Annotated in this window: 27 protein-coding genes; 9 read left to right on the top strand and 18 right to left on the bottom strand. The window is 62.4% G+C overall.

What is annotated here, in order from left to right; translation table 11 throughout:
• Window position 1: 1 nt before the first annotated feature.
• Window positions 2-883 (top strand): HpcH/HpaI aldolase/citrate lyase family protein, encoded by an 882-nt coding sequence (locus AC0L3E_RS18765; RefSeq protein WP_473605334.1) that lies wholly within the window; start codon window positions 2-4, stop codon window positions 881-883.
• 7 nt (window positions 884-890) lie between these two features.
• Here AC0L3E_RS18765 and AC0L3E_RS18760 read toward each other — a convergent pair whose 3' ends face one another.
• Entirely contained in the window at window positions 891-1,565 is a 675-nt protein-coding gene (locus AC0L3E_RS18760) for a methyltransferase family protein (RefSeq protein ID WP_473605333.1), read from the bottom strand.
• 107 nt (window positions 1,566-1,672) lie between these two features.
• On the opposite strand from AC0L3E_RS18760, the gene AC0L3E_RS18755 reads away from it, so the two are divergent.
• Window positions 1,673-2,404: a TetR/AcrR family transcriptional regulator gene (locus tag AC0L3E_RS18755; RefSeq protein WP_127379837.1), complete on the top strand. Its 732-nt coding sequence runs from the start codon at window positions 1,673-1,675 to the stop codon at window positions 2,402-2,404.
• On the opposite strand, the gene AC0L3E_RS18750 is transcribed toward AC0L3E_RS18755, so the two are convergent.
• Both AC0L3E_RS18750 and AC0L3E_RS18745 read right to left on the bottom strand, forming a co-directional pair.
• Window positions 2,401-3,009: a flavin reductase family protein gene (locus tag AC0L3E_RS18750; RefSeq protein ID WP_473605332.1), complete on the bottom strand. Its 609-nt coding sequence runs from the start codon at window positions 3,007-3,009 to the stop codon at window positions 2,401-2,403. The genes AC0L3E_RS18755 and AC0L3E_RS18750 overlap by 4 nt on opposite strands.
• The gene (locus AC0L3E_RS18745; protein ID WP_127321428.1) at window positions 3,010-3,594 is read right to left on the bottom strand and encodes a nitroreductase family protein; all 585 of its coding nucleotides are present in this window, start codon (window positions 3,592-3,594) and stop codon (window positions 3,010-3,012) included.
• Between the two features lie 152 nt (window positions 3,595-3,746).
• Between AC0L3E_RS18745 and AC0L3E_RS18740 the strand changes: the two genes are divergently transcribed.
• On the top strand, window positions 3,747-4,709 hold the full coding sequence (locus tag AC0L3E_RS18740; RefSeq protein ID WP_127270173.1) for a hypothetical protein: 963 nt from the start codon (window positions 3,747-3,749) through the stop codon (window positions 4,707-4,709).
• Between the two features lie 24 nt (window positions 4,710-4,733).
• On the opposite strand, the gene AC0L3E_RS18735 is transcribed toward AC0L3E_RS18740, so the two are convergent.
• From AC0L3E_RS18735 to AC0L3E_RS18715, 5 genes are all read right to left on the bottom strand, one after another.
• The gene (locus AC0L3E_RS18735; protein WP_473605331.1) at window positions 4,734-5,672 is read right to left on the bottom strand and encodes a lysophospholipid acyltransferase family protein; all 939 of its coding nucleotides are present in this window, start codon (window positions 5,670-5,672) and stop codon (window positions 4,734-4,736) included.
• A gap of 83 nt (window positions 5,673-5,755) precedes the next feature.
• Window positions 5,756-7,732 carry a threonine--tRNA ligase gene (gene thrS / locus AC0L3E_RS18730; RefSeq protein ID WP_127396400.1) on the bottom strand — a complete coding sequence of 659 codons (1,977 nt, stop codon included), beginning with the start codon at window positions 7,730-7,732 and terminating at the stop codon, window positions 5,756-5,758.
• Between the two features lie 175 nt (window positions 7,733-7,907).
• Complete coding sequence (blaOXA, locus tag AC0L3E_RS18725) at window positions 7,908-8,735, bottom strand: class D beta-lactamase (protein ID WP_473605329.1); 828 nt, start codon at window positions 8,733-8,735, stop codon at window positions 7,908-7,910.
• A 147-nt stretch (window positions 8,736-8,882) separates the two neighbouring features.
• Window positions 8,883-9,257, bottom strand: a complete 375-nt coding sequence (gene yidD, locus AC0L3E_RS18720; RefSeq protein ID WP_127322936.1) for a membrane protein insertion efficiency factor YidD — start codon at window positions 9,255-9,257, stop codon at window positions 8,883-8,885.
• Between the two features lie 78 nt (window positions 9,258-9,335).
• Window positions 9,336-9,500, bottom strand: a complete 165-nt coding sequence (locus AC0L3E_RS18715) for a hypothetical protein (RefSeq protein WP_127322935.1) — start codon at window positions 9,498-9,500, stop codon at window positions 9,336-9,338.
• A gap of 90 nt (window positions 9,501-9,590) precedes the next feature.
• On the opposite strand from AC0L3E_RS18715, the gene AC0L3E_RS18710 reads away from it, so the two are divergent.
• Window positions 9,591-10,508 (top strand): LysR substrate-binding domain-containing protein, encoded by a 918-nt coding sequence (locus AC0L3E_RS18710; protein ID WP_473605328.1) that lies wholly within the window; start codon window positions 9,591-9,593, stop codon window positions 10,506-10,508.
• Between the two features lie 21 nt (window positions 10,509-10,529).
• Here the strand turns inward: AC0L3E_RS18710 and AC0L3E_RS18705 are convergent, their stop codons facing one another.
• Complete coding sequence (locus tag AC0L3E_RS18705) at window positions 10,530-10,976, bottom strand: cell envelope integrity TolA family protein (protein WP_473605327.1); 447 nt, start codon at window positions 10,974-10,976, stop codon at window positions 10,530-10,532.
• Between the two features lie 2 nt (window positions 10,977-10,978).
• The gene (locus AC0L3E_RS18700) at window positions 10,979-11,425 is read right to left on the bottom strand and encodes an iron-sulfur cluster assembly scaffold protein (protein ID WP_127267647.1); all 447 of its coding nucleotides are present in this window, start codon (window positions 11,423-11,425) and stop codon (window positions 10,979-10,981) included.
• Window positions 11,426-11,665: 240 nt separating this feature from the next.
• Between AC0L3E_RS18700 and folE the strand changes: the two genes are divergently transcribed.
• From folE to AC0L3E_RS18685, 3 genes are all read left to right on the top strand, one after another.
• Window positions 11,666-12,301, top strand: coding sequence for a GTP cyclohydrolase I FolE (folE, locus tag AC0L3E_RS18695; RefSeq protein WP_027036853.1), 636 nt, complete (start codon window positions 11,666-11,668; stop codon window positions 12,299-12,301).
• Window positions 12,302-12,335: 34 nt separating this feature from the next.
• Window positions 12,336-12,797 (top strand): phosphoribosyl-AMP cyclohydrolase, encoded by a 462-nt coding sequence (hisI, locus tag AC0L3E_RS18690; RefSeq protein WP_128308052.1) that lies wholly within the window; start codon window positions 12,336-12,338, stop codon window positions 12,795-12,797.
• 84 nt (window positions 12,798-12,881) lie between these two features.
• Complete coding sequence (locus AC0L3E_RS18685) at window positions 12,882-13,853, top strand: patatin family protein (protein WP_127267650.1); 972 nt, start codon at window positions 12,882-12,884, stop codon at window positions 13,851-13,853.
• A 7-nt stretch (window positions 13,854-13,860) separates the two neighbouring features.
• Here the strand turns inward: AC0L3E_RS18685 and recJ are convergent, their stop codons facing one another.
• From recJ to AC0L3E_RS18645, 8 genes are all read right to left on the bottom strand, one after another.
• Window positions 13,861-15,645 (bottom strand): single-stranded-DNA-specific exonuclease RecJ, encoded by a 1,785-nt coding sequence (gene recJ / locus AC0L3E_RS18680; protein ID WP_352581258.1) that lies wholly within the window; start codon window positions 15,643-15,645, stop codon window positions 13,861-13,863.
• A gap of 180 nt (window positions 15,646-15,825) precedes the next feature.
• On the bottom strand, window positions 15,826-16,059 hold the full coding sequence (locus AC0L3E_RS18675; RefSeq protein WP_473605326.1) for a DUF6434 domain-containing protein: 234 nt from the start codon (window positions 16,057-16,059) through the stop codon (window positions 15,826-15,828).
• Window positions 16,060-16,132: 73 nt separating this feature from the next.
• Entirely contained in the window at window positions 16,133-17,116 is a 984-nt protein-coding gene (gene glpX / locus AC0L3E_RS18670) for a class II fructose-bisphosphatase (protein WP_127271399.1), read from the bottom strand.
• 204 nt (window positions 17,117-17,320) lie between these two features.
• Window positions 17,321-17,488, bottom strand: coding sequence for a Thivi_2564 family membrane protein (locus AC0L3E_RS18665; protein ID WP_013531988.1), 168 nt, complete (start codon window positions 17,486-17,488; stop codon window positions 17,321-17,323).
• A 71-nt stretch (window positions 17,489-17,559) separates the two neighbouring features.
• Window positions 17,560-17,916 carry an ElaB/YgaM/YqjD family protein gene (locus tag AC0L3E_RS18660; protein ID WP_127379827.1) on the bottom strand — a complete coding sequence of 119 codons (357 nt, stop codon included), beginning with the start codon at window positions 17,914-17,916 and terminating at the stop codon, window positions 17,560-17,562.
• A gap of 132 nt (window positions 17,917-18,048) precedes the next feature.
• Window positions 18,049-19,362, bottom strand: coding sequence for a homoserine dehydrogenase (locus AC0L3E_RS18655; protein ID WP_128309351.1), 1,314 nt, complete (start codon window positions 19,360-19,362; stop codon window positions 18,049-18,051).
• Window positions 19,363-19,409: 47 nt separating this feature from the next.
• A complete protein-coding gene (locus tag AC0L3E_RS18650; RefSeq protein ID WP_023810473.1) occupies window positions 19,410-20,627 on the bottom strand; it encodes an LL-diaminopimelate aminotransferase in 1,218 nt (405 codons plus the stop codon).
• 45 nt (window positions 20,628-20,672) lie between these two features.
• A complete protein-coding gene (locus AC0L3E_RS18645; protein ID WP_127327462.1) occupies window positions 20,673-21,065 on the bottom strand; it encodes a hypothetical protein in 393 nt (130 codons plus the stop codon).
• A 97-nt stretch (window positions 21,066-21,162) separates the two neighbouring features.
• On the opposite strand from AC0L3E_RS18645, the gene phaC reads away from it, so the two are divergent.
• Both phaC and AC0L3E_RS18635 read left to right on the top strand, forming a co-directional pair.
• On the top strand, window positions 21,163-22,998 hold the full coding sequence (phaC, locus tag AC0L3E_RS18640) for a class I poly(R)-hydroxyalkanoic acid synthase (protein WP_127327463.1): 1,836 nt from the start codon (window positions 21,163-21,165) through the stop codon (window positions 22,996-22,998).
• A gap of 216 nt (window positions 22,999-23,214) precedes the next feature.
• The gene (locus AC0L3E_RS18635) at window positions 23,215-24,465 is read left to right on the top strand and encodes a YcbK family protein (protein WP_128309349.1); all 1,251 of its coding nucleotides are present in this window, start codon (window positions 23,215-23,217) and stop codon (window positions 24,463-24,465) included.
• The last annotated feature ends 54 nt before the right edge of the window (window positions 24,466-24,519 follow it).

Below are 24,519 nucleotides of genomic sequence, written 5' to 3'. Positions count from 1 at the left end.
CATGCGTTCGCTGCTGTTCGTCCCTGGCGATTCCCAGAGGAAACTGGAAAAAAGTTTTGGTGCCGGCGCCGACGTGATCATCGTCGACCTCGAAGATTCCGTGGCGCCGCACAACAAGGCGCTGGCGCGCGAGGTGGCGGCGCGCTTCATCCTGGAACGCAGGGCGCAAACCAGTTCAGCCATCTATGTCAGGGTCAATGACCTCACGACCGGGTTGACGGATGACGATCTGGCGGCGTTGGTGCCGGCACGACCCGACGGCATCATGCTGCCCAAGTCGAACAGCGGCCAGGATGTGCAGCATCTGTCGGCAAAGCTCAGGGTGCGCGAGGCCGAAAATGGCTTGGCCGACGGCGCGATCAAGATCCTGCCGATCATCACCGAAACGCCGGCAGGCGTGCTGGCGGCGGCGACCTATGCCGGGACAAGTGCGCGGCTTGCCGGCCTCACCTGGGGCGCTGAAGACCTGTCGGCGGAGATCGGTGCGCGCAGCGTCCGCGACGAGCATGGCCGCTACACGGACGTGTTCCGCCACGCTCGCACCATGACCATACTTGCCGCCGGTGCGGCGGAGGTCGCGGCGATCGACACCGTCTTCCCGAATTTTCGCGACATAGCGGCTTTCGAAGTGGAATGCACGGAGGCCGAGCGCGATGGCTTCACCGGCAAAATGGCGATCCATCCCGATCAGGTGCCGGTCATCAACGCCGCCTTCACGCCGTCGGCCGAGGCCGTGAGACAATCGGCAGCAATCGTCGCCGCGTTCGCGGCAGCGGGAAATCCCGGCGTCGTCGGCATTGACGGCAAGATGTTCGATCGACCGCATCTGCGGCTAGCCGAGCGGCTTCTGGCGCGGGCAAAGGCGGCAGGTGTTTCCGCCTGAGCGCCTGCTACCAAACCAATGGGATCAGGTGGTAACGGACCCGGGCCACATAGTCGTCATAGCCGCGCAGGCCGGTGCGAAGCGTCTTCTCTTCAATGAAGGTGCGGATGGCCAGGAGAACGACGATCACGAGTACCGACGCCAGCCCCCACCAGGAACCAAGCAGAAGTGCAGTGCCGGCGAAGAGAAGGATGGCGCCGGCGTACATCGGATGGCGGACGTAGCTGTAAGGCCCCGTGGAGATCACACGTTGTCCGCGTTCATCCTGGATCTTCACCACGGGCGCCGCGAAACTGTTCTCCAGCATCGTCAGATAGCAGATCCAGATTCCGAGCAGCAGGACGAGCGCGCCGACCACCTGCACCCAGACGGGAACCACGGACCAGCCGAAACGGACGTCGAACCCCATGAATATCTGCGAACCAAAGATGGCGAACAGTAGTATGGACAGCAGGACCTTGTCGGCCGTGTCCTGATTCTTCTGGATAGGAGAACTCAACCGCTCATTCATCAGGCCGGGATCGCGCCTTGCCAGCGCCACGCCCAAGGTGAGACTGAGCCCCACCATCCCCACCAGATAGACCCAGGCCCCCGGCCAGCGCAGCGTGCCGGCCGACAGGAAGAGCAAGGCGCCCATGGCGCCAAACCAGACGAATGTTTGGAGGACCAATTTCGCGATCATGATCGACCTTTCATGATATCCGCTCACTGCACTGGCAATTTCAGACCATTGGTCTACCATACCGACCATCGGTCTGTAATTCAAGCGAACTGTGCAGAAGGTTCATCATGCCCCGTGTCATCAAGCATCCAGAGTTCAGGCGAGAAGAGCTTCTGGACCATGCCCAGACCCTTTTCCTGACGCAGGGCTATGACAAAGCGAGCCTCAACGACGTGATTGCGTCCGCCGGCGTCTCGAAGGGCGCCTTCTATCACTACTTCCCCTCCAAGGAGGCTCTTCTGGAAGCATTGGCCGATCGCTTTGCAAGACAGGCACTGGCTGGGGTGCAAGACATAATCGACGATCCGGACCTAGACCCGCTTGGCCGCCTGAATGGCCTGCTCAGCCAGTCGCGGCGGGCAAAGATCGAGACCGCGCCCGAAGCTTGGACTCTTTTCGAGACGATGTTTCGGCCTGAGAATCTGGTGCTTTTCCACCGTATCAATCTGGCCGCCAGCGCGTCGTTTTCACCTCTGCTGGTCAAGATCATCAGGCAAGGGATCGAAGACGGCACTTTCAGGACCTTCGATCCGGAAGGTGTTGCCGACATCGTCATGCAGTTCGGCATGGCCACGCATGACGTCGTTGCCAAGGCAATTGCCGGCGGCAGCGACGCCGACATGGAGATCGCGATCGAGGCCCTGGAGAAACGCGTCAGGCTCTACGAGATCGCTCTCGACCGCATACTGGGCCTGCCCGATGGAAGCATCCGGATCGGCGAGCCCGGCTATGTGCGCACCGTCATGACGGCCAGGCGGCGAAAGAGTGCCGGCAAGGCGCTGGCCAAGCCTGATATCTAGTCCTTGTCCCAGCGCGGCCGGCGCATCGAAAACACCTCGTCGACGCTGGCATAATCCATATAGCCGAGACGGGCGACATTGCCGGCCTTGGTGATGTCGAACAGGCCGTCTGTCAGGAAGGCGTCGTCGATGTGCACGCCGACCACTTCACCGGCAACAATCACAGCGCTTGTCGGCGATCCGTCCAGCGCCTTTGGCCGAAAGACTTCCGTCACCCGGCATTCGAGCGCGGCCGGCGCTGCCGCCACGCGCGGCGGCGCCACCAGCCGAGACGGCGCCATGGCAAGATCGGCATAGACGAACTCGTTGACGCCGCGCGGAGCATTGACCGATGTGCGGTTCATCTTCTCCGCGAGATCGCGGCTGACGAGATTGGCGACGAACTCGCCGGTTTCCTGGGCGAAGGAGGCGCTGTCCTTCTCGCCTTCGGAGGAGAACCAGACGATGAAAGGCCGCGTAGAAATGGCATTGAAGAAGGAGTATGGCGCGAGATTGACCTCGCCTGCCCTGTTCAGTGTCGAAATCCAGCCGATCGGACGCGGCGCCACGATCGCCTTCGAAGGGTCATGCGGCAGGCCGTGGCCCTTTGAGGGTTCGTAGAACATTCAGCCCGCCCACGGCCCCGAATAGTCACTGTACAGCTTTGCCGGATCGGGCCGGGGCCGCTCCGGTGCCGGGCCGGCATAGGAGCCTATATGGATGAAGCCGATGACCCGCTCCTGCGGCGCCAGCCCCAGCAGCGCCCTGCCCTCCGGCACATCCGAATACCAGTTGCTGATCATGTTGGTGCCATAGCCCAGCGCGTTCGCTGTGATCATCAGGTTCATCGCCGCCATGCCGCCCGACAGGAACATTTCCCATTGCGGGATTTTTGGATTCTCCCTGGGAATCGACACAACGCCGATCACCAGTGGCGCGCGCGAGAATCGCGCCAGTTCCTGGTTGCGGCGGCCTTCGGACAAGGGACCTTCTCGCTGCTCGGCAAGTGCTGCCAATTGGCTGCCGATTTCGAGGCGGGCGTCACCACGGTAGAGGATGAAGCGCCAGGGCTCCAACCGGCCATGGTCGGGCACCCGGGAGGCAGCGGCGATCATCGTGGCGATCTCCGCATCGCTCGGCGCCGGCTCCTTCAAATCGGGGATCGGTGCGGAGTTTCGGGTGAGCAGGAAGTCGATGATCGGCGACGCCATGGGCGCAAGTCTCCTGGACATTCTGTTTTGAGCTGAAGCGCACCATCGGGGATTCGGGCGGCTCGGGCATTGGCGCGGGATACGCCGGAGGGAAGAGTCGTTTCAACTCTTAAGCCTTGAAATTGCCACCGCCATGGGCTTCAACGCAAGGCATGTTTGAGGGGACTGTCCGTCTTTTCCTGGTCTGGCTCGGCGCGCTGATATTCATGGCGCCGGTTTCGCTTGCCGTGGCGCAGAACGTCGACGGTGTCACCGACCTGAAGCTTCCGGGAATTTCGAGCTACGCGACGCCGAAAGGCGAGACGTCGCTGGCGCTGAGCGGCGGCGGCGCCATCACATTGTCCGCCCAGCTGACCGACAAGGGCTCCGACATCACGCGCGGCATCGTCTGGCGGGTTTTCAAGCCCGAAGCCGTCAACGGCAAATTGCCGATGGTTGCCTCCTCCCATGGCGGCACCGCCGTCTTCCAGCTCGAACCCGGCAGCTATCTGGTTCACGCCTCCTACGGCCGGGCCGGCGCCACCAAGCGCATCACTGTCGGCAAGGACGCCAAGCGCGAAAGTCTCGTGCTCGACGCCGGCGGCCTCAAGCTCGACGCCGTGCTCTCCGGCGGCGTGCGCATTCCGCCGAAGAAGTTGCGCTTTTCGATCTACGAGGGCACCGCCGAGGCCAATGGCGACCGCGCGCTGATCATTCCCGATGTCGAGCCCAACAGCGTCGTGCGGCTCAACGCCGGCATCTACCACGTCGTCTCGACCTATGGCGCGGTCAATGCGGTTATTCGCTCCGACATCCGCGTCGAGGCCGGCAAACTGACCGAAGCGACCGTCGAGCATCACGCCGCCGAGATCACGATGAAGCTGGTGCGCGAAACCGGTGGCGAGGCGATCGCCGACACATCCTGGTCGCTGCTCAACGAATCCGGCGATCCGATCAAGGAAACCGTGGGCGCCTTCGCCTCGATGGTGCTGGCCGAGGGCGACTACACCATCATCGCCAAGAACCGCGACCGCATCTATCAGAAGGATTTTACGGTCGTGGCCGGGCAGAACCAGGAAATCGAGGTTCTGGCCACCGAGGCCGCGGCGATGGACCCCGAAGAAGGCGCGGATTAACCTTCCGCGGCAGGCTTCCTGTTTTCAGGCTGCCATCTTGGTCCGCGCCGGCAGGAACGGAATCCGGCGGCGCGCCACGATTGGCGCCAGATCGAACACGCCGCGATACAGCCGGTCGAGCAATGCCTTGCGGTCGCGCAATGGCTCCAGCTCATTCCAGCTCAGCACATCGCCGACGCGCACGTCTATCGCCTTGCCGGACAGTCGCGCGAATTCGTGGATGAGCAGCGACGTACGCAGCGTCAGCGAGGCCTTGCCGACGAACTTGGCCAACCGGCCGTCGCGTTCTGCCATATTCATCGGGCCGCTGACCAGATGGAACAGCCTGCCGTTCTGTCCGGAAAAATGCATCGGGATGACCGACGCCCTGGCGTCCTGGACGAGGCGGGCTGGAAACATCTTCCACGGCAAGTCGCGTGCCTGGCCAAAGCCCTTCGGCGCGGTGGCGACACCGCCGGCCGGAAACACCACGATGGTGACGCCTTCCTTCAACAGCCGCACCGCCTCATGGCGCACGGCCATGTTGTTCTTCAGCGCGTCCTTGGTCTCGGAAAAGTCGATTGGCAGCGAGTAAGGCTCCATCTCGCGGATCTTGAGCAGGTCCTTGTGAATCATCACCCGGAACGGGCGTCCGAGCTGCTCGACCAACGACAGCACGGCGATGCCGTCACCAATGCCGAATGGATGATTGGCGACGATCACCAGCGGCGTGTTCGGCAACTGTGCCGGCGGCCACTGATCCGATGTCCGCACGCGGACGTCGATCAGTTCGAGCATACGGCTGAACACGCGTTCGCCTGTCGGCACGACCTGGCGGCGCCAGAAATCATAAAGTGCTGTGTAGCGGTCGCGGCCCGACAGGCCTTCGACCGAATGAATGAACCAGCGTGTCAGCGCCGGCTGGCGCGGATTGGCATAGGAAAGCTCGGGAAAGGGTCGTTCGCGCAATTTCAACTTGAGCATAAGGGCTGGTTACAAGGTCGGCGTGACAGGGATATGAAAATGGCGGTGGATCGCTCCACCGCCATTAGTCGAAACTATGCCAATCAAGCCGCGCGTTTGCGCCGGCGGTCGGGTGTAACAGCTTCTTCGGCCAATTGCGCGATCGCCTGGTCAAGGCCAAGCGATTCCTGGTCGCGTGAGCCCAACCGGCGCATGTTGACGGTCTGCTCTTCGGCCTCGCGCTTGCCGCAGACGAGGATGACCGGAACCTTGGCCAGCGAGTGCTCGCGGACCTTGTAGTTGATCTTCTCGTTGCGCAGATCCGCTTCCGCCAACAGCCCTGCGGCCTTCAGCTTTGCCACCACCTCGGTCGCATAGCCGTCGGCGTCAGACGTGATCGTCGCCACCACCACCTGCAGCGGCGCGAACCACAGCGGGAAGTGGCCGGAATAGTTCTCGATCAGGATGCCGAGGAAGCGCTCCATCGAGCCGCAGATGGCGCGGTGCACCATCACAGGCTGCTTCTTCTCGGAATCGGAGCCGATATAGAAGGCGCCGAACCGTTCCGGCAGGTTGAAGTCGACCTGCGTCGTGCCGCACTGCCATTCGCGGCCGATGGCATCCTTGAGCACATATTCGAATTTCGGTCCGTAGAAGGCGCCCTCGCCCGGATTGATGGAGGTCTTGATGCGATTGCCGGACCGTGTCCTGATCGTCTCCAGCACGCTCCCCATGATCGCCTCGGCATGATCCCAGGCTTCGTCGGTGCCGACGCGTTTGTCGGGCCGCGTCGACAGCTTCACGCTGATTTCGTCAAAACCGAAATCAGCATAGGTCGACAGGATCAAATCGTTGATGCGCAGGCACTCCGCGGCCAACTGCTCCTCGGTGCAGAAGATGTGCGCATCGTCCTGCGTGAAGCCGCGCACACGCATCAGCCCGTGCAGCGCGCCCGACGGCTCGTAGCGGTGCACATTGCCGAATTCCGCAAGTTTGACAGGCAGATCGCGATAAGACTTCAACCCATGCTTGAAAATCTGCACATGGCCCGGACAGTTCATCGGCTTCAACGCGAAGACCCGGTCGTCATCGGTGTCGTCGCCGGCGACCGTCACCTTGAACATGGCGTCGCGATACCAGCCCCAATGGCCTGACGTCTCCCACAGGCTCTTGTCGAGCACCTGCGGCGCGTTGACCTCCTGATAGCCCTGCTCGTCGAGGCGGCGGCGCATGTAGTTGACCAGGTTCTGGAACATCTTCCAGCCCTTGGCATGCCAGAAGACGACGCCCGGTCCCTCTTCCTGGAAATGGAACAGGTCCATCTCGCGGCCGATCTTCCTATGGTCGCGCTTCTCGGCCTCCTCCAGCATCATCTGGTAGGCTTCGAGCTGCGCCTGATCAGCCCAGGCCGTGCCGTAGATGCGGGTCAGCATCGGGTTGTTCGAATCACCGCGCCAATAGGCGCCGGCCACCTTCATCAGTTTGAAGGCATTGCCGATCTGCCCGGTCGAGGCCATGTGCGGGCCACGGCAGAGGTCGAACCAGTCGCCCTGCGCGTAGATCTTGAGATCCTGATCCTCGGGAATGGCGTCGATCAACTCCAGCTTGTAGCGTTCGCCCTTGTCGGCAAACACTTTTTTCGCCTTGTCGCGCGACCAGACTTCCCTGGTGAACGGCTTGTTGCGCGCGATGATCTCACGCATCTTCTTCTCGATCACCGGAAAATCGTCGGGCGTGAACGGCTCGTTACGGGCGAAGTCGTAGTAGAACCCGTTCTCGATCACCGGCCCGATTGTCACCTGCGTTCCCGGCCATATCTCCTGCACGGCTTCCGCCAGCACATGGGCCGCGTCGTGGCGGATCAGCTCCAGCGCGCGCGGGTCGTCGCGGGTGACGATCTCGACCTTGCCGGACTTGCCGAGCGGATCGCTGAGATCGCGAACCGTGCCGTCGATCGCATAGGCGACCGCCTTCTTTGCCAGCGATTTCGAGATCGATTCGGCGAGGCCAGCACCGGTCATCGCCGCGTCGTATTCGCGGACGGAGCCATCGGGAAATGTCAGAGAAACGGAATTCAGCATATATATCTCCTATCCAGTCCCGCAAACGAGCGCGGGTGGTTGAAATGCATGTCGCCCAAAAGTGTATGGCGGTTTTGGGTTACGACATGCATAGGGAAAAGCCGGATGCGTCCGGCAGCGGCTGTCTTTTATGGACAGATTCCGCCGCCGTAAAGCCCGGCTCAAATGTCAGCGTTCATTTGATGATGAGCGGCAAATCCTTCAGGAACGCAGCCCGGGTCTTGAGGCCCTTTGGCATGTCCGTACGGTTGGCATCGACGACAAGCCGCGCAAAGACGATCTGGCGGCCATCCTTGTTCGCCCATCCGACGAACCAGCCAAGCGAGCGCTTGTCCTGGACCTTGTCGGTGTCGTTGCGCAGCCTGGTGCTGCCGGTCTTGCCTTGCACCGTCCAATCCCCGGCCTGGAAGGTCGGGATGATGGCTGATGTCATGTCGTAGGCCTTGGCCGAGACAGGCAGCTTGCGGGCCAGCAGCTTGCGCAGGAATTCGATCTGCTCGACCGGCGTGATCTTGAGCGAGGAATTCACCCAGGACTTGGTCAAACCATCATTCTTGCCGGGATTACCGGAAACATCGGCATTGCCGTAGTCGAATTTCGAGACATAACCGGCAAAACTCTCAGACCCAAGCCGGCGGGTGATTTCCCGGGAAAACCACAGGATCGAATCTCGCTCCCAGACCACCGGATCGACGGTCTTCTGATCCCGCTTCACCGCGTTGAATTCAGGCTTGTAATCCCAGCTCGGCGTGTGCTCGTCGCTCAGGATCCCGCTGTCATAGCCGATCAGCGACAACGGCACCTTGAACGTCGACGCCGGGCTGAACCGCTGGTCGCACACCCCGTCCTGGTAAAGCGTCTTGCCGCTCGCCGCATCGGCGATCACCGTGCACTGCACGTCCCCCAACGGCGCCGATTGCGCGCGCAACGGAAATCCCAGCAGCCAGGCGAGCAGGAACAGTATCCCGGCAAAGATGAAGGGAAGACGGTCGAAATTGCGCATTTGTCTGCTCGCTCAAGAAGGGGTTCGCGAGCGGCTTAGCGGGGTCTCTTGTCTCGATTTTGTCTCAAATGCGCAGTCTTTGTGCAGGCTGTTGTTAACCCTACCGGATCGTAAACGGGCAGAGCCGCCGGTACCTGACCGACGCGATCACCCCTGCGCTTCGCCGCGCTTGCTGCCGATCCGCCAGTACCGCCATGGCGTGAACCAGACATAACGATCCTCCAGCACCTCCGGCACGCGGTCGATGCCATGCGTGCCGAATGGCCCGCAGCGCAGCACGCGGAAGAATCCCATCCAACCGCCGGCCCACAGGCCATGGCGGGCGATCGCCTCATGGGCATATTCTGAACAGGTCGGCAGATGCCGGCAGGAATTGCCGACAAAGCCCGACAGCGTCAGCTGATAGAGGCGCACGAGCGACGTGCCGAGGAGACGGCCCGGCGTCTTGCGCCATGGACCGGGCCAGTTGCGGCCGCGTTTCGGCGGCCGGGCGATATGCGCATGTCCATGCTGGTCGCGCACCACAGTCTCCGTATCGCGTTTCCCAAGCGATAGATGTGAGCTTCCACTGGAGAACGCAATCCCACTCCTTGCGCGCACTCAGTCGTCACGGGCGGAACGGCGAAACGGCTGCCAGTCAGCCGAAGCCACCCACCGGCCACGACTGGTCGGCTCTTCGTAACGCTTTTCATGCTGTCTTCTGTCACGCCATTGAAACGTTGCGATCCGCATGACATCGCCAAAGATGCTCAGCAACTGGATCATGGTCGGTCTCCTTTGATGCGATTAGACCGCCGCTGGCCTTCGCCTTCAAACGAGTATAATTTCCACTTCGGATAATCCTGGGTTATGTGAATGAAGCGCGGACGCTTGCCGCTGACGGCATTGAGAAGCTTCGAGGCGGCGGGCCGGCATCTGAGCTTCAGCCGGGCCGCCGAGGAGCTTTTCGTCTCGCAGGCGGCGATCAGCCGGCAGATCCGGGAACTCGAAACCTTCCTGCGCCAACCCTTGTTCGAACGTCACCATCGCCGTGTCGAACTGACCGACACCGGACGGCGTCTACTGGAGCAGCTTGTCAGAAGTTTCGACGCCATCGACACCTTGCTTGGAGAACTGGTGGCGACACCGGCGCAGTCCGTGGTCCGCGTCAGTGTCGAGCCGTCGCTTGCATCCGTGTGGCTGGTGCCGCGGCTCAACCGGTTTCGCCAATTGCGGCCCGATATCGACGTCTCCCTCGAAGTCGATCCAAGGCTGATCGAGTTCCGCAGCGATCAGCCGGAGCTTGCCTTGCGCTTCAGCGCGCATGCCACCTCGTGGCCGCGCAGCCAGGCTGAGCGGCTTGCCTCGACGGTCGATTCGCCGGTCCTGTCGCCGGCGCTGCTTGCCTCTGGCCCCGCCCTCGATAAGCCGATCGATCTTGCCCGCTACACGCTTCTGCACGAGGAAAACCGTCAAGGCTGGGCGCGCTGGTTCCAGGCGGCCGGCGTGCCCGCCGACGCCATACCGGCGCGCGGGCCGATGCTGGCGGATGCGTCGCTTTCAAAACAGGCCGCCTTGCTCGGACATGGCGTGGCCTTGGGCGATCTCTTGCAGATCGGCGCGGAAATCGCATCCGGCGCGCTGGTCAAGCCGTTCGACATCGACGTCGCATCCGGCGCCTATTGGCTGGTGGCCAGAAACTTGCGCGACCTCTCGGAACCGGCCGCCGCGTTCGCCGACTGGCTCAGAAGCGAATTCGTCGAAAGCAGGCGGGTGCTGGAAGCGCGGGCTTGAACCCTTCCGGCCGGGCTCCCGCTACTTTGCCTTCTTGCTGTATTTTTCGAAGAGTTTGTCGAGCGCATCCGCGGCCGGAAGCTCGCCCGGTGAGTCTTCTCCCGGGTTGAATGTGAGGATGACATCGCGCCACATATCGTAGTGGGCAGCATATGATGTCAGCCTGGGAAATGGCGCGCAGCGTGCGATGGCCCGGACAGCGGACTCGGCAACCTTGTCCGGCGGCGTCGTCACAGGACCGAGGATTTTTGGCGGGCCTGCGAGTGACCCGTCCTTGTTCAGACTGATCTGGACGCGTGCAATGCTGTGGGTGTTTGCAGGCATGTTCCAACAATGCTGGATTGCCTTCATGAGATAGTCGCCGATATCGCGCTCGACCGCTACGTCTGCCCGGCTCGGGGTCCCGCTCAACGCGAGTGAGCCAGCAAGGCTCCCGGCAAACACCAGGCTTTGGTAGCCAAACCCCAAGGTCAGGCCGCTTCTTCGGCGCGCTTCTTCTCGATCTGGCCGATGGCGTCGACCACGGCATCGAAAGTCAGCATGGTCGAAGCGTGCCGCGCCTTGTAGTCGCGCACCGGCTCCAGATATCTGAGGTCGGCGAAGCGACCGTCCGGCGGGGCGCCATTTTCCTTGAGCATCTTCAGCATGGTGTCGCGCACCGCGCGCAATTCCTCAGCACTCGCGCCGACGACATGCTGCGCCATGATCGATGACGACGCCTGGCCGAGCGCACAGGCTTTCACGTCATGGGCAAAGTCCGTGACCAGGCCGTCCTGCATCTTGAGGTCGACGGTGACCGTGGAACCGCATAGCTTGGAGTGAGCCTTGGCGGTCGCGTCAGGATGATCGAGACGGCCGATGCGGCCAATGTTCCCGGCAAAACCGAGAATTTTCGCGTTGTAGACCTCGTTTATCATTATTTTCCAATCCGTCGCCGCCAAGCGAACAGCGATTGCCGCTGTCGTGTCTTCCTTTCGCTCGCTATGACCTTATATAATGCTGGCAGTCCGGTATCGACAAGAACGACGAAAGCCAATGTCCTTGCCGGGAAGTTCACGCCACTTACGGGGCTGGAAACTGGGCGAGTTTCCGACGCCGAAAGGTCGTGGTCCGTTCAACTCGTTCCTCCGCCGAGAGGGACTACGGGAGACGCCTTTATGGATGCCGTCATCAAGAAGCTCATGCCACAGTCAGCCTATATGGAAAAGCCGGTCACCGACCGGCCAAGCGAAGCTGAAGTCGAAGCCGCCGTGCGCACGCTTTTGCGCTGGACCGGCGACAATCCGGACCGCGAAGGGCTGGTCGACACGCCGAAGCGGGTGGCAAAGGCCTATCGCGAAATGTTCGGCGGCTACGACATGTGCCCGGCCGACGAGCTCGGCCGCACCTTCGAGGAGGTCGCCGGCTACGACGACCTGGTCATCGTCAAGGACATAACATTCCATTCGCATTGCGAGCACCACATGGTGCCGATCATCGGCAAGGCGCATGTCGGCTATCTGCCGGATGGCAAGGTTGTCGGCCTGTCCAAGATCGCCCGCGTCGTCGATATCTTCGCCCACCGCCTGCAGACCCAGGAGGCGCTGACGGCGCAGATCGCCGGCGTCATCCAGGACGTGCTCAATCCGCGCGGCGTCGCCGTCATGATCGAGGCCGAGCACATGTGCATGGCCATGCGCGGCATCCGCAAGCAGGGTTCAACCACGCTGACCTCGACCTTCACCGGCGTCTTCAAGGATACGCCCGAAGAGCAGGTTCGTTTCGTGACCATGGTGCGTGGCGGCGGGATCTGAATGGCCCTGCGACTTCGCTAGATAAGGACCGGCGATGTCGGCATTGGAATTCCCGAAAGCTTCGTCAGACAAGAAGGCCATGGAGGAAGGCGCGGTGTTTTCACCACGCTTCGATGCCGCTGGCCTCGTCACGGTCGTCGTCACCGATGCCGCGGACGGCATGCTGTTGATGGTGGCGCACATGAACGCGCAAGCGCTGGCTCTGACACTGGAGACAGGCATCGCCCACTACTGGTCGCGCTCGCGCAGCGCGCTTTGGAAAAAGGGCGAAACATCAGGCAATTTTCAGCATGTCGTCGAGATGCTCACGGATTGTGACCAGGATGCCATATGGTTGCGCGTCAAAGTGTTGGGCCACGACGCAACCTGTCACACTGGCCGGCGTTCATGCTTTTATCGGACGGTGGGGCTGATCGATGGCAAGGGGACGCTTGCCGACGACGGCAGCAAGCCGCTGTTCGATGCGGTAAACACGTATCGGAAACCACCAGCTTGAACCTTCTGCCTGACCCCAACCACACAGATTCATCATTTCGATACGGCCCGCTCGTATAGTGGCCGTGGGACAAGGGAGATCATGATGCTCGAGTGGGCGTCATTGCGTAACAGACCAGATGTCAGGGAGGCCAACGGCCTATCCTCGTCAGGCGGCGCGTCCGAAACGAACTCCCAGAAGAAAACAGCCATTTCGCTCGCCTTGGGTGGCGGTTGCGCCCGCGGCTGGGCGCATATCGGCGTGCTGCGCGCGCTCGACGAAGCCGGCATCGAAGTGTCGATGATCGCCGGCACCTCGATCGGCGCTTTGGTCGGCGGCTGCTATCTCGCCGGCAAACTGGACGAGCTCGAAGAATTCGCCCGCAGCCTGACCAAGCGCCGCATCTTCGGCCTGCTCGATCTCAATTTGCGCGGCAGCGGCCTGTTCGGCGGTATGAAGCTCGATGCAAGGCTGCGCGAGCACATGGCCGGCATTCGTTTCGAGGACCTTGCCAAGCCGTTCGTCGCGGTCACCTCCGAGATCCGCACCGGCCACGAAATCTGGCTGTCGAGCGGCTCATTGATCACCGCCATGCGCGCCTCCTACGCGCTGCCCGGCGTGTTCGAGCCGGTGAATTGCAATGGCCGCGTGCTGGTCGACGGCGCGCTGGTCAACCCGGTACCGGTTTCGGTCTGCCGCGCCTATGAGCAGCCGCTCGTCGTGGCGGTCAACCTTCACTATGATCTGTTCGGCCGCGCCGCCGTCATCAAGCACAGCGCCGGCGAGCTGGTCGTTGAAAAGGACGCGCCGCGGCCTGGTCAGATCGACGCCGAGCGCCAGTCGCATCAGACGCGGCTCGGCATCACCGGCGTCATGGTCGAGGCCTTCAACATCATTCAGGACCGCATTTCGCGCGCCAGGCTTGCCGGCGACCCGCCCGATATGTCGCTGCAGCCGAAGCTCAGTCATATCGGCCTGACCGAATTCCACCGCGCCGACGAGGCGATCAACCTCGGCTATCAGGCGACGATGGCGCAGATCGGCGAACTGACCCGGCTGCAGACCGTTCTCGCCTGATCAAAGCCTACGCACGAGCCGCATCGGTGATGCGAAACTGCACGGTGCGGTTGCCATTCCAGTAGTTGCCTGACAGCGAACCGGCGACGTGGATCGTCTTGCCCCGGTTCTTGAACAGGAATTCGCCAAGTGCGGTATCGACAGCGCGAAAGGCGATCGCCTGGATGCGGCCGCCGCTTTCCGATTGCAGTTCGACGCGGATGTGGTTGGTGCCGACCGGCCGCGCATCGGCCAATCGGTGGCGCGGCAACGCGAAAACAGGGGCCACATGCCCGGCACCGAAGGGTCCGGCCTGTTCCAGCGCGTCGAGCAGGCTGAGCGTCGCGCCTTCAGCGGCAAGTGCGCCGTCTATGGCCAGGCTTTCCTCGCCCTGCAGGCGAAACACGTCGGCTGCCGCCCGTTCTTCGAAAAACGCCCTGAGTTCGCCAAGCCTTGCCCGCTCCACGGTGATGCCCGCCGCCATGCCATGGCCGCCGCCCTTGACGATCAGACCGGCAACGGCCGCCTCGCGCACCAGCCGGCCGAGGTCGAAACCCGAGACCGAGCGGCCCGAACCGGTGCCGATGCCCACAGCATTGAACGCGATGGCGAAGGCGGGCCGCCGGGCATGATCCTTCAATCGCGAAGCGAGCAGGCCGACAATACCCGGGTGCCAGCTGTTGGAGGCGGTGACGACGATAGCCGGGCCATTGCCGCCGGCGAGCTCTGCATCGGCCTCGACGCGCGCCGCCGCGAGCATCTCCTGCTCCATCAACTGCCGTTCCTGGTTGAGCCGGTCGAGCGTCTCGGCAATGGTGCGCGCCTCGACCGGGTCGTCGGTCGCAAGCAGCCGGCTACCAAGTGCGGCATCGCCGATGCGTCCGCCGGCATTGATGCGCGGGCCGATCAGATAGGCCAGATGGAAAGTGCTGATCGGCTCGCCGATGCGCGACACGCGTGCCAGTGCCGCCAACCCTTCATTCTTCTGCTGGCGCGCCATCTGCAGCCCCTTGACCACGAAGGCGCGGTTGACGCCGGTCAGCGGCACCACGTCACAGACTGTGGCCAATGCCACGATATCAAGCAGCGAAAGCAGGTCCGGCGGCGTAGCATCGGCCATGCGGCCGCGCAGGATCCTGGCCGTCTGCACAAGGGCGAGGAAGACCACGCCGGCGGCACAGAGATGGCCCTGCCCAGAAAGGTCGTCGTCGCGATTGGGATTGACGACGGCAATTGCCGCCGGCAAGGCACCGCCGACCTGGTGGTGGTCGAGCACCACGACATCGGCCCCAGCCTCGTTGGCGGCATCGATGGAAACGGCGCTGTTGGTGCCGCAATCGACAGTGACGATCAGTGTCGCGCCACGCGAAACAAGTTCGCGCATGGCATCCGGGTTGGGCCCATAGCCCTCGAAAATACGATCCGGAATGTAGATTTCCGACGGCACCGAGAAATGCGTGAGGAACCGCTTCAGCAAGGCCGACGAGGCGGCGCCGTCGACATCATAGTCGCCGAAGATCGCCACCTTTTCCTTGGCCATCACCGCGGCGGCGATGCGGGCCGCCGCCCTGTCCATATCGGTCAGCGATGCCGGATCCGGCAGAAGATCGCGGATCGTCGGGTCGAGAAACCGCTCGGTCTGTTCGGCGGTAACACCACGGCCGGCAAGCACCCGCGCGACGATGTCGGGCACGCCATGGCCTTGCGCGATGGCGAGCGCAATCATGTCCTGGCGTTCTGTCAGCCGATGTTCCCAGGAAACCCCTGATACCGACTGCCTGACATCGAGGAAGAGGCGTTTTTCGCCGGTCATACGCTTTGCCAACTCATCGTTGGCCGCACGATAATGCATGTCGCCCATAAGTGGGCAGCGGTTTTGGGGCGACGACCTGCATTGGCAACAATTTTAAGCGCGTCGCGTTCACGCGACGCTCTATAGGCCAAAGGCAGGCAAAGCCAAGCGATTCACGGGTGCGCGCGGTCCCGGAATAAGTCAAGAAAACTGCGCTTTCCGCTTTTCAGCCTGGCGCCGAAGCCATTCGTCGGCCGCATCGCCCATCATCTTTTCCACACCGTCCTTGAGCCAGGCCATGAAAGGCCGGTCGAACCTGAATGCATCGCCGCATTCCCGGATGAGAAAGCGACGCACATTCTGGGTGTTGCGATAGGACTTTGTGATGGCGGTGGCACGCGAAATCGGATCCGCATGCCAGTCGAACGGTTTCATCGTCAAATCCTTGCAGCCAGCATCGGATGCGCCCGAATGGCTAGCAATTGCAAGGTAGCTTCGCAAGCGAGCGTCAGAACTTATCCAGATCCTGATGGCGGGCCTTGATCTCGCGCACCGTCCGCGACGACGAGCGCAGCACGATCGTGTGGGTGGTGATGTAATTGTGGCCGAACTTGACGCCAGCCAGCATGTTGCCGTCGGTGACACCGGTGGCCGCGAACAGCACATCGCCGCGCGCCATGTCCTCCGTCCGATAGACCCGTTTCGGATTGGAAATACCCATCTTTGCCGCGCGAGCAACCTTTTCCGGCGTGTCGAGGATCAGCCTGCCTTGCATCTGGCCGCCGGTGCAGCGCAGCGCGGCAGCGGCCAGCACGCCCTCTGGTGCGCCGCCAGTGCCGAGATAGATGTCGATGCCGGTTTCTTCCGGATCCGTGGTGTGGATGACGCCGGCGACATCGCCATCGCCGATCAGCCGGATCGCGGCACCCGTGGCGCGCACGGCATCGATCAGCCTGGCATGACGTGGCCGGTCGAGAATGCAGGTGGTGATATCCGATATGGCCACGCCCTTCGCCCTGGCGAGGCTGGCGATGTTCTCAGCCGCCGAGGCGTCGATGTCGATGACGCCGTCCGCATAGCCCGGACCGATGGCGATCTTGTCCATGTAGACGTCGGGCGCAAACAGCAGGCTGCCCTTTTCGGCGATCGCGATGACCGCGAGTGCATTGGGCAGGTTCTTGGCGCAAATCGTCGTGCCTTCGAGCGGATCGAGCGCGATATCGACGGCCGGACCTTTGCCGGAGCCGACTTCCTCGCCGATGTAGAGCATCGGCGCCTCGTCGCGCTCGCCTTCGCCGATCACCACAGTGCCCTTGATGGCAAGCCGGTTGAGTTCCTGGCGCATGGCGTCGACTGCGACCTGGTCGGCCGCCTTTTCGTCGCCGCGCCCGCGCAGCCTGGCGGCCGCGACGGCGGCCCGTTCGGTGACGCGCACCAGTTCCATGGTGAGTATCCGGTCAAGGCCGGCGACGATGTTCTGGGCCACATTCATCTGGTGATTTCCTCGTTGGCAATGCGGCCTCCCGCCGGAGGCGGGCCTGTTTTGTCAAACCAGCATGACAACGGCAAGACCTACCCAGGATTTTATCGAATACCCAACAATATCAATCGATTAAACCGCATCCTGAAACGAGACTGGCCCGATCGCCGTGCGCCGGGCCAGTCTCAATACGGTAAAAATGGCGGCGTTCACGGCCTAGAAAACCGCGAGGTATTTGAGCAGTGAAATGATGCCGATGATGATGACGATGACCTGAACTATCTGTCTCATCCGGCCATCGAGCGGCAGGCGTTGAACCAGATAGAGAACGAGGATGATGACGAGGAATGTGATCAGGATGCCGATCAATGCTGATGAAGCCATGGTGCCCTCCTTAAAAGTGATTTGCTGAAAACAAGAGAGTGGGCCGGAAGCCCGGCCCTATCGCGCTGCGGTCAATACCAGCGGCGGGAGGTATCGTTCGTCGATTGACCAATGGCGAAGCCGGCCAGAAAGCCGAGCAGGCCGATCACGCCGACCAAAGCTGTCGTCGTACCTGGATTTTCACGCGCGACCTCCGAAACAGCCTGAGCCTGGCTGCGCAGCTGTTGCGCCGTACGCGAAGCGCGGCTCGCGGCCGTGTCGTACAACTCGGACGCCTGTTCGCCGGCGTCGTCGAGCATTTCCGCGCCCCGCGCCGAAATGCTCTTGTTGATCTTGGTGATCTCCTTGCGCAAATCGGCAATCTGCTTTTCCAGCGTCTTCTGGATGTCGTCGATATTAGGGGTGTCGGACTTGTTGGTATCGGCCATGAAGCGGTTCCTCTGGTTGCTGACCAAGAGAACGGCGACGACACCAATTCGTTCCCGCGTGGCGGCTGTCCCCACCAGACCAGACCTCAATGCCTGCGGGATTCCTGTCCCGCAGGGCCTATCGGGCGAAAGCTACCCTGCCCGCTCGATGCGGATGACCTGCGGCTTGTCGGTCAGATGGCCATCCTTGGTGATGCCATCGACGGCCTTGCGCACAGCAGCCTCCGTCGTCTCGTGGGTGACGAGGATCACCGTCTTCTGTGCCGCCGCCTCGCCATTGACCGCGTGCTGGACGATCGATTCCAATGAAATGTCATTATCGGCCATGCGCTTGGCGATTGCCGCGAAGACGCCGATGCGGTCATGCACGGTCAACCGGATGAAATAGCCGCCGGCATGGCTGCGCATCTGCGCCTTCTTGTAGGGTTTCAGCTCCTTCGCCGGCCGTCCAAAGACCGGACCATGCTGGAAGCCTGGCCGGCTCTTGGCGATGTCGGCGATGTCGCCGATGACGGCCGAGGCGGTGGCGTTGCCGCCGGCACCGGGGCCTGACAGCAGCAGTTCGCCCAGAATGTCGGTCTCGATCGCCACCGCATTGGTGACGCCATGCACCTGCGCGATGACCGATGCCGTCGGCACCATCGTCGGATGCACGCGCTGCTCGATGCCGCTCTCGGTGCGCTGGGCGACACCCAGCAGCTTGATCCGGTAGCCAAGATCGGCGGCCGCGCGGATGTCGGCCTGGGTGATGTTGGAGATACCTTCCATATAGATGTCGTTGGCGGCGATCCTGGTGCCAAAGGCAAGGCTGGTCAGGATCGACAGCTTGTGCGCGGTGTCGTGGCCCTCGATGTCGAACGTCGGATCGGCTTCGGCATAGCCCAGCCGCTGCGCGTCCTTCAGGCAAGCATCGAACGAGATGCCCTCGGCCTCCATGCGCGTCAGGATGTAGTTGCAGGTGCCGTTGAGGATGCCGAACACGCGCGTAACCGAATTTCCGGCCATCGCCTCGCGCATGGTCTTGATGACGGGAATGCCGCCCGCCACCGCCGCCTCATAGTTGAGCAGAACACCCTTTTTCTCGGCGATCTCGGCCAGCGCCACGCCATGCTTGGCCAGCAGCGCCTTGTTGGCGGTGACGACGTGACGGCCGGCTTCGAGCGCCGCTTTCACCGACGAGCGCGCCGGGCCCTCGTCGCCGCCGATCAGTTCGACGAACACGTCGATTTCTACGGTCTGCGCCATCTTGACCGGATCGTCGAACCACTTTGCCGAGCTCAGATCGACGCCGCGATCGCGCTTCTGGTCGCGCGCCGAGACGGCGGTGACGATCACGTCACGGCCGCACTGGCGGGTCAGTTCCACCGCTTTGTCGCGCAGCACGCGCGCCACCGACGCGCCAACGGTGCCGAGGCCGGCAATTCCAACACGCAATGCTTCAGCCATGTCCGGCGACGTCCCTCAAAGTCAGATCGAATTTGCGTGCGGCAAGCTTACCGGTGAGCGGAGAGCGGCACGACGTTGTTGGGCTGCTTGGCGCTGGTCGACAGGAAGCGCTTGATGTTGCGCGCCGCCTGCCGGATCCTGTGCTCGTTCTCGACCAGAGCGACGCGCACGAATTCGTCGCCATGCTCGCCGAAGCCAACACCGGGCGCCACGGCCACGTCGGCATGTTCGATGAGCAGCTTGGAGAATTCGAGTGAGCCGAGATGTCGGAACGGCTCCGGGATTGGCGCCCAGGCGAACATCGATGCCGCCGGTGCCGGAATGGTCCAGCCAGCGCGGCCGAAGGCATCGACCATCACATCGCGGCGCTTGTGGTAGATGTCGCGCACTTCGGCGATGTCGGCGCCGTCGCCATTGAGCGCATGTGCCGCCGCCACCTGGATCGGCGTGAAGGCGCCGTAATCGAGGTAGGATTTCACCCGCGTCAGCGCCGAGATCAGCCGCTCGTTGCCGACGGCAAAGCCCATGCGCCAACCGGGCATGGAGAAGGTCTTCGACATGGAGGTGAATTCGACGCAAACGTCGATCGCGCCAGGCACCTGCAGCACCGAAGGCGGCGGATTGCCGTCGAAATAGATCTCCGAATAGGCAAGGTCGGACAGGATAATGATGTCGTTCTTCTTGGCGAAGGCGACCACATCCTTGTAGAAATCGAGCGAGGCGACCAGCGCCGTCGGGTTCGACGGATAGTTGAGGATCAGCGCCAGCGGCTTCGGGATCGAATGTTTGACTCCGCGCTCGAGCGCCGGGATGAAGCCGTCGTCCGGCTCCACCTGCAGCGAGCGGATGACGCCACCCGACATGATGAAGCCGAAGGCATGGATCGGATAGGTCGGGTTAGGGCATAGGATCACGTCGCCGGGCGCCGTGATCGCCTGCGCCATATTGGCGAAGCCTTCCTTCGAGCCAAGCGTGGCCACCACTTGCGTGTCGGGATTGAGCTTCACGCCGAAGCGCCTGCCATAGTAGGCGGCTTGGGCGCGACGCAGGCCCGGAATGCCGCGCGACGAGGAATAGCGATGCGTGCGCGGGTCGCGCACGACCTCGCACAATTTGTCGACGATAGCCTTGGGCGTCGGCAGGTCCGGATTGCCCATGCCGAGGTCGATGATGTCGGCGCCACGCGATCGGGCGCTGGCCTTGAGCCGGTTGACCTGCTCGAACACGTAAGGCGGAAGCCGGCGAACCTTGTGAAATTCTTCCATGGCAGTTCCAGACAGCGAAGGGGGTGTTGGGCGCGCGCTATATACTTATTTGCAGGTAGGGTCGAGGGCGGGGTCGCATTTGGCTTCGATCTGCTTCAGCGTTTCGTCGCCATGCTTCTTGGCCAGATCCGTCAGCGCCGCCTGGTTGGCGACCTTCGGGCCGCCGCCCTTTGCCGCCTGCGCATTCTCATCCGCCTTCAATTGCGCGAGCTTGGCGTTCTTCTCGGCTTCGGTGAACTGAGGCGCCGCCACTTGCGGCTTGATGTTCAGGTTCGGAAAGGTGCCGGTATCCTTCGGCCCCGTACCCGCAGCGACAGGCGTTGGGCCATTCGTGTTGGTGCTCGAGCACCCGGCAATCCCGATGAGGACGATCGCCGCGCCGATGCGGCAAAAACCTCCGGCACCGAAAAAAACAGTCTCGCCAATATTAATCGTCATATTGTTTCCCTGGCAGCCGAGGTAGAGCGAGATTGGCCCGGTCGGATGTCCCATGTTAATATGTCAAGAAAAGGCCTCGGGAGGAACCCCGCCAACCATGTCCAAAACACCCGATTCGGGCAAAGCGGAAGATGACGAGCCTTCGACCGTCGAGCAATATCTGGTGAAGGACCCGGAACGCTTCGCCCTGAACATGGCGCGCATGATCGAGCAGGCCGGCAAGGCCGCTTCCGCCTGGGCCGAGCCGCGCGAAAAAGGCGACGTGCGCGACCATGTCGCTGAGCCCGTTGTCGATATGGTGAAGACCTTTTCCAAGCTCAGCGAATACTGGCTTGCCGATCCGCAGCGCGCGCTGGAAGCGCAGACGCGGCTGTTTTCCGGCTATATGACGGTCTGGGCCAACGCCATCCAGCGCACCAGCAACGCCGCGCAAGACACCGAAGACGCGGTCAGGCCGGAGCGCGGCGACAAGCGGTTCCTCGACCCGGAATGGGGCCGCAACGCCTTCTTCGATTTCCTCAAGCAGGCCTATCTCGTCACCTCGCGCTGGGCGGCCGATCTGGTCGAGCACGCCGAAGGCCTTGACGAGCACACCCGCCACAAGGCCGGCTTTTACGTCAAGCAGGTGTCCAACGCCATCTCGCCGTCGAATTTCATCCTGACCAATCCGGAACTGTTCCGTGAAACCGTCGCGTCGAACGGCGAAAACCTGGTGCGCGGCATGAAGATGCTGGCCGAGGACATCGCCGCCGGCAAGGGCGACCTGAAGCTGCGGCAGGCTGACTACTCACCCTTCGAGATCGGCAGGAACATCGCCACCACTCCCGGCAAGGTGGTCGGCCGCAGCGACGTCGCCGAAATCATCCAGTACGACCCGGCGACCGAGACGGTGCTCAAGCGACCCTTGCTGATCTGCCCGCCATGGATCAACAAATTCTACATCCTCGATTTGAACCCGCAGAAATCCTTCATTCGCTGGGCGGTTGAACAGGGCCACACCGTGTTCGTCATCTCCTGGATCAATCCGGACGAGCGCCACGGCACCAAGAGTTGGGAAGCCTATATCCGCGAGGGTCTGCAATACGGCCTCGACACCGTCGAGAAGGCCACCGGCGAACGCGACGTCAACGCGATCGGCTATTGCGTTGGCGGCACGCTTCTGGCGGCGGCACTGGCGCTGATGGCGCAAGAGGGCGACGACCGCATCAAGTCGGCGACCTTCTTCACCACGCAGGTCGACTTCACCCATGCCGGCGACCTGAAGGTGTTCGTCGACGAAGAACAGGTCGCCGCTGTGGAAAAGTCGATGAGCGAAAAGGGCTATCTCGACGGCACCAAGATGGCGACCGCCTTCAACATGCTGCGCTCAGGCGACCTGATCTGGCCCTATGTCGTCAACAACTACATGCGCGGCAAGGATCCCCTGCCCTTCGACCTGCTCTACTGGAATGCAGATTCCACCCGCATGGCGGCGGCCAATCACTCTTTCTACCTGCGCAACTGCTATCTCGAGAACAATCTTTCGCAAGGCACGATGGAACTGGCGGGCCACACGGTCTCGCTCGGCGACATCACCATCCCGGTCTACAACCTCGCCTCCAAGGAAGATCACATCGCGCCGGCGCTTTCGGTGTTCCTCGGTTCGAAATATTTCGGCGGCACGGTCGAGTATGTGATGGCCGGGTCGGGCCATATCGCAGGGGTCGTCAATCCGCCGGCATCCAACAAATACCAGTACTGGACCGGGGGTACGCCGACGGGCGACTTCAGCCAGTGGATAGCCAATGCCACCGACCATCCAGGATCCTGGTGGCCGCACTGGCAAGACTGGATAGAGGCCAAGGACAACACCCGCGTGCCTGCCCGCAAACCGGGCAAGCATATGAAAACCTTGGGTGATGCTCCCGGCACCTATGTGAAAGTACGTGTGTAACGGACTGTAATGTGTGGTGAGTTGACGGACCGCCAAAAGCGGGCGAAATGGTGTCGTCAACCATCAAGCGGCCGTAATTCGGCAATCACCGCAAAAATACTTCCAGGCTTGCGGATTTGACACAGGTCTCGTTTCCGGATCGGAGACAAAGGTCACCCTGGCCTCGACGCATGCGTGTGGCGCCAAGGATATACCGATCGGACATCGAGGGGGAATTTGACTTTGAAATCAGCAGGATGGAGCCTCGCAAAGGGAGAACGCCGCGCCATTGTGGCAGCGCTCTGCTCCTTGCTTCTGGCCTCCTGCACTTCGGCTGGCGACCCGACAATGTCGGTCGGAATGCCCGGTTACAATGCCACCGCATCGGATATGAATGCTGCCTCAAGTGGCAAGTCGGCCGCTGTCGCCGATTCGTCCGAGGTCACGACCGAGCAGACGACCGTGATGACGGCGAGCGATACGGCGCTGCCTGAAAAAGTCGCCTACGTGCCTATGTCCAAACCGGGAGCTGCCTTTCCGCTGACCACGCCGGCGGGCGCCGAAACCATCGTTGGAAACACGCCGCAATCGCTGACGCAGCAGGCACAGACCGCGCAGCAAACCGACGCGGTCGCCCAGCAGATTGCCGCGGTCGACGGCGACGTGGCGGCGCCGAAGCCCGCTGCCGCTCCGGCCATGAACAACCCGGTCTATGTGACGGCTGGCGAGATGCCGCAGGCCGAAGCACCAAAGAAGAAAGGCTTCCTCGCCTCGATGTTTGGCGCAACGCCAGCCTCGGCGACACCAACCCCCATCATCAGCAACGCCCGAACGGGCGAGCAGCCCCTGGCGCAGGCAAAAGCGGCGCCAGCAGCGGCAAAGCCGATCATCACGCTTGCCTCGGCCAGTTCCACGGCCAAGCCGGTGCAACTGGCTTCGCTCGGCGACGATAGCAATCACATCACGGGTAGCGACGCCCTGCCCGGCGTGCGCCAGACGGCCCTGTTCGAGATCAAGCGCAAGTCCGGCCTCGACGACGAAAGCGACGTCGACCTCAACGAGGATGAGGGGCCAATCGGCGGCTCCTATCAGGTTGCGTCCGCCGCCGGCATGGCCCGGTTGGCACCCAACGGGCTGCTCAAGCAGAACGAGAGCGTCGATGTGGCCTGCCTGAAGCCGTCGCTGGTGCGCGTGCTGAAGACGATCGAAGGCCACTACGGCCGCAAGATGACGGTGACGTCGGGCTATCGCGACCCGGCCCGCAACCGGCGCGCCAACGGGGCCAAGAATTCGCTGCACATGTATTGCGCCGCCGCCGATATCCAGGTTCCCGGCGTTTCGAAATGGGAACTGGCGAGCTACATCAGAAGCATGCCCGGCCGCGGCGGCGTCGGCACGTACTGCCACACAGAATCGGTTCACGTCGACGTCGGCCCCGAGCGCGACTGGAACTGGCGCTGCCGCCGGCGCAGCGGCGGTGACGGCTAGTCTAGCAGACGGTCTTAGGCCTACTAGCAGCCAAGATCGTACCGGTGACCATTC

The organism is Mesorhizobium sp. WSM4822, assembly GCF_055811155.1.
The sequence above is the reverse complement of the archived record's forward strand: the minus strand, read 5'-3'. Positions and strand labels throughout refer to the sequence as shown.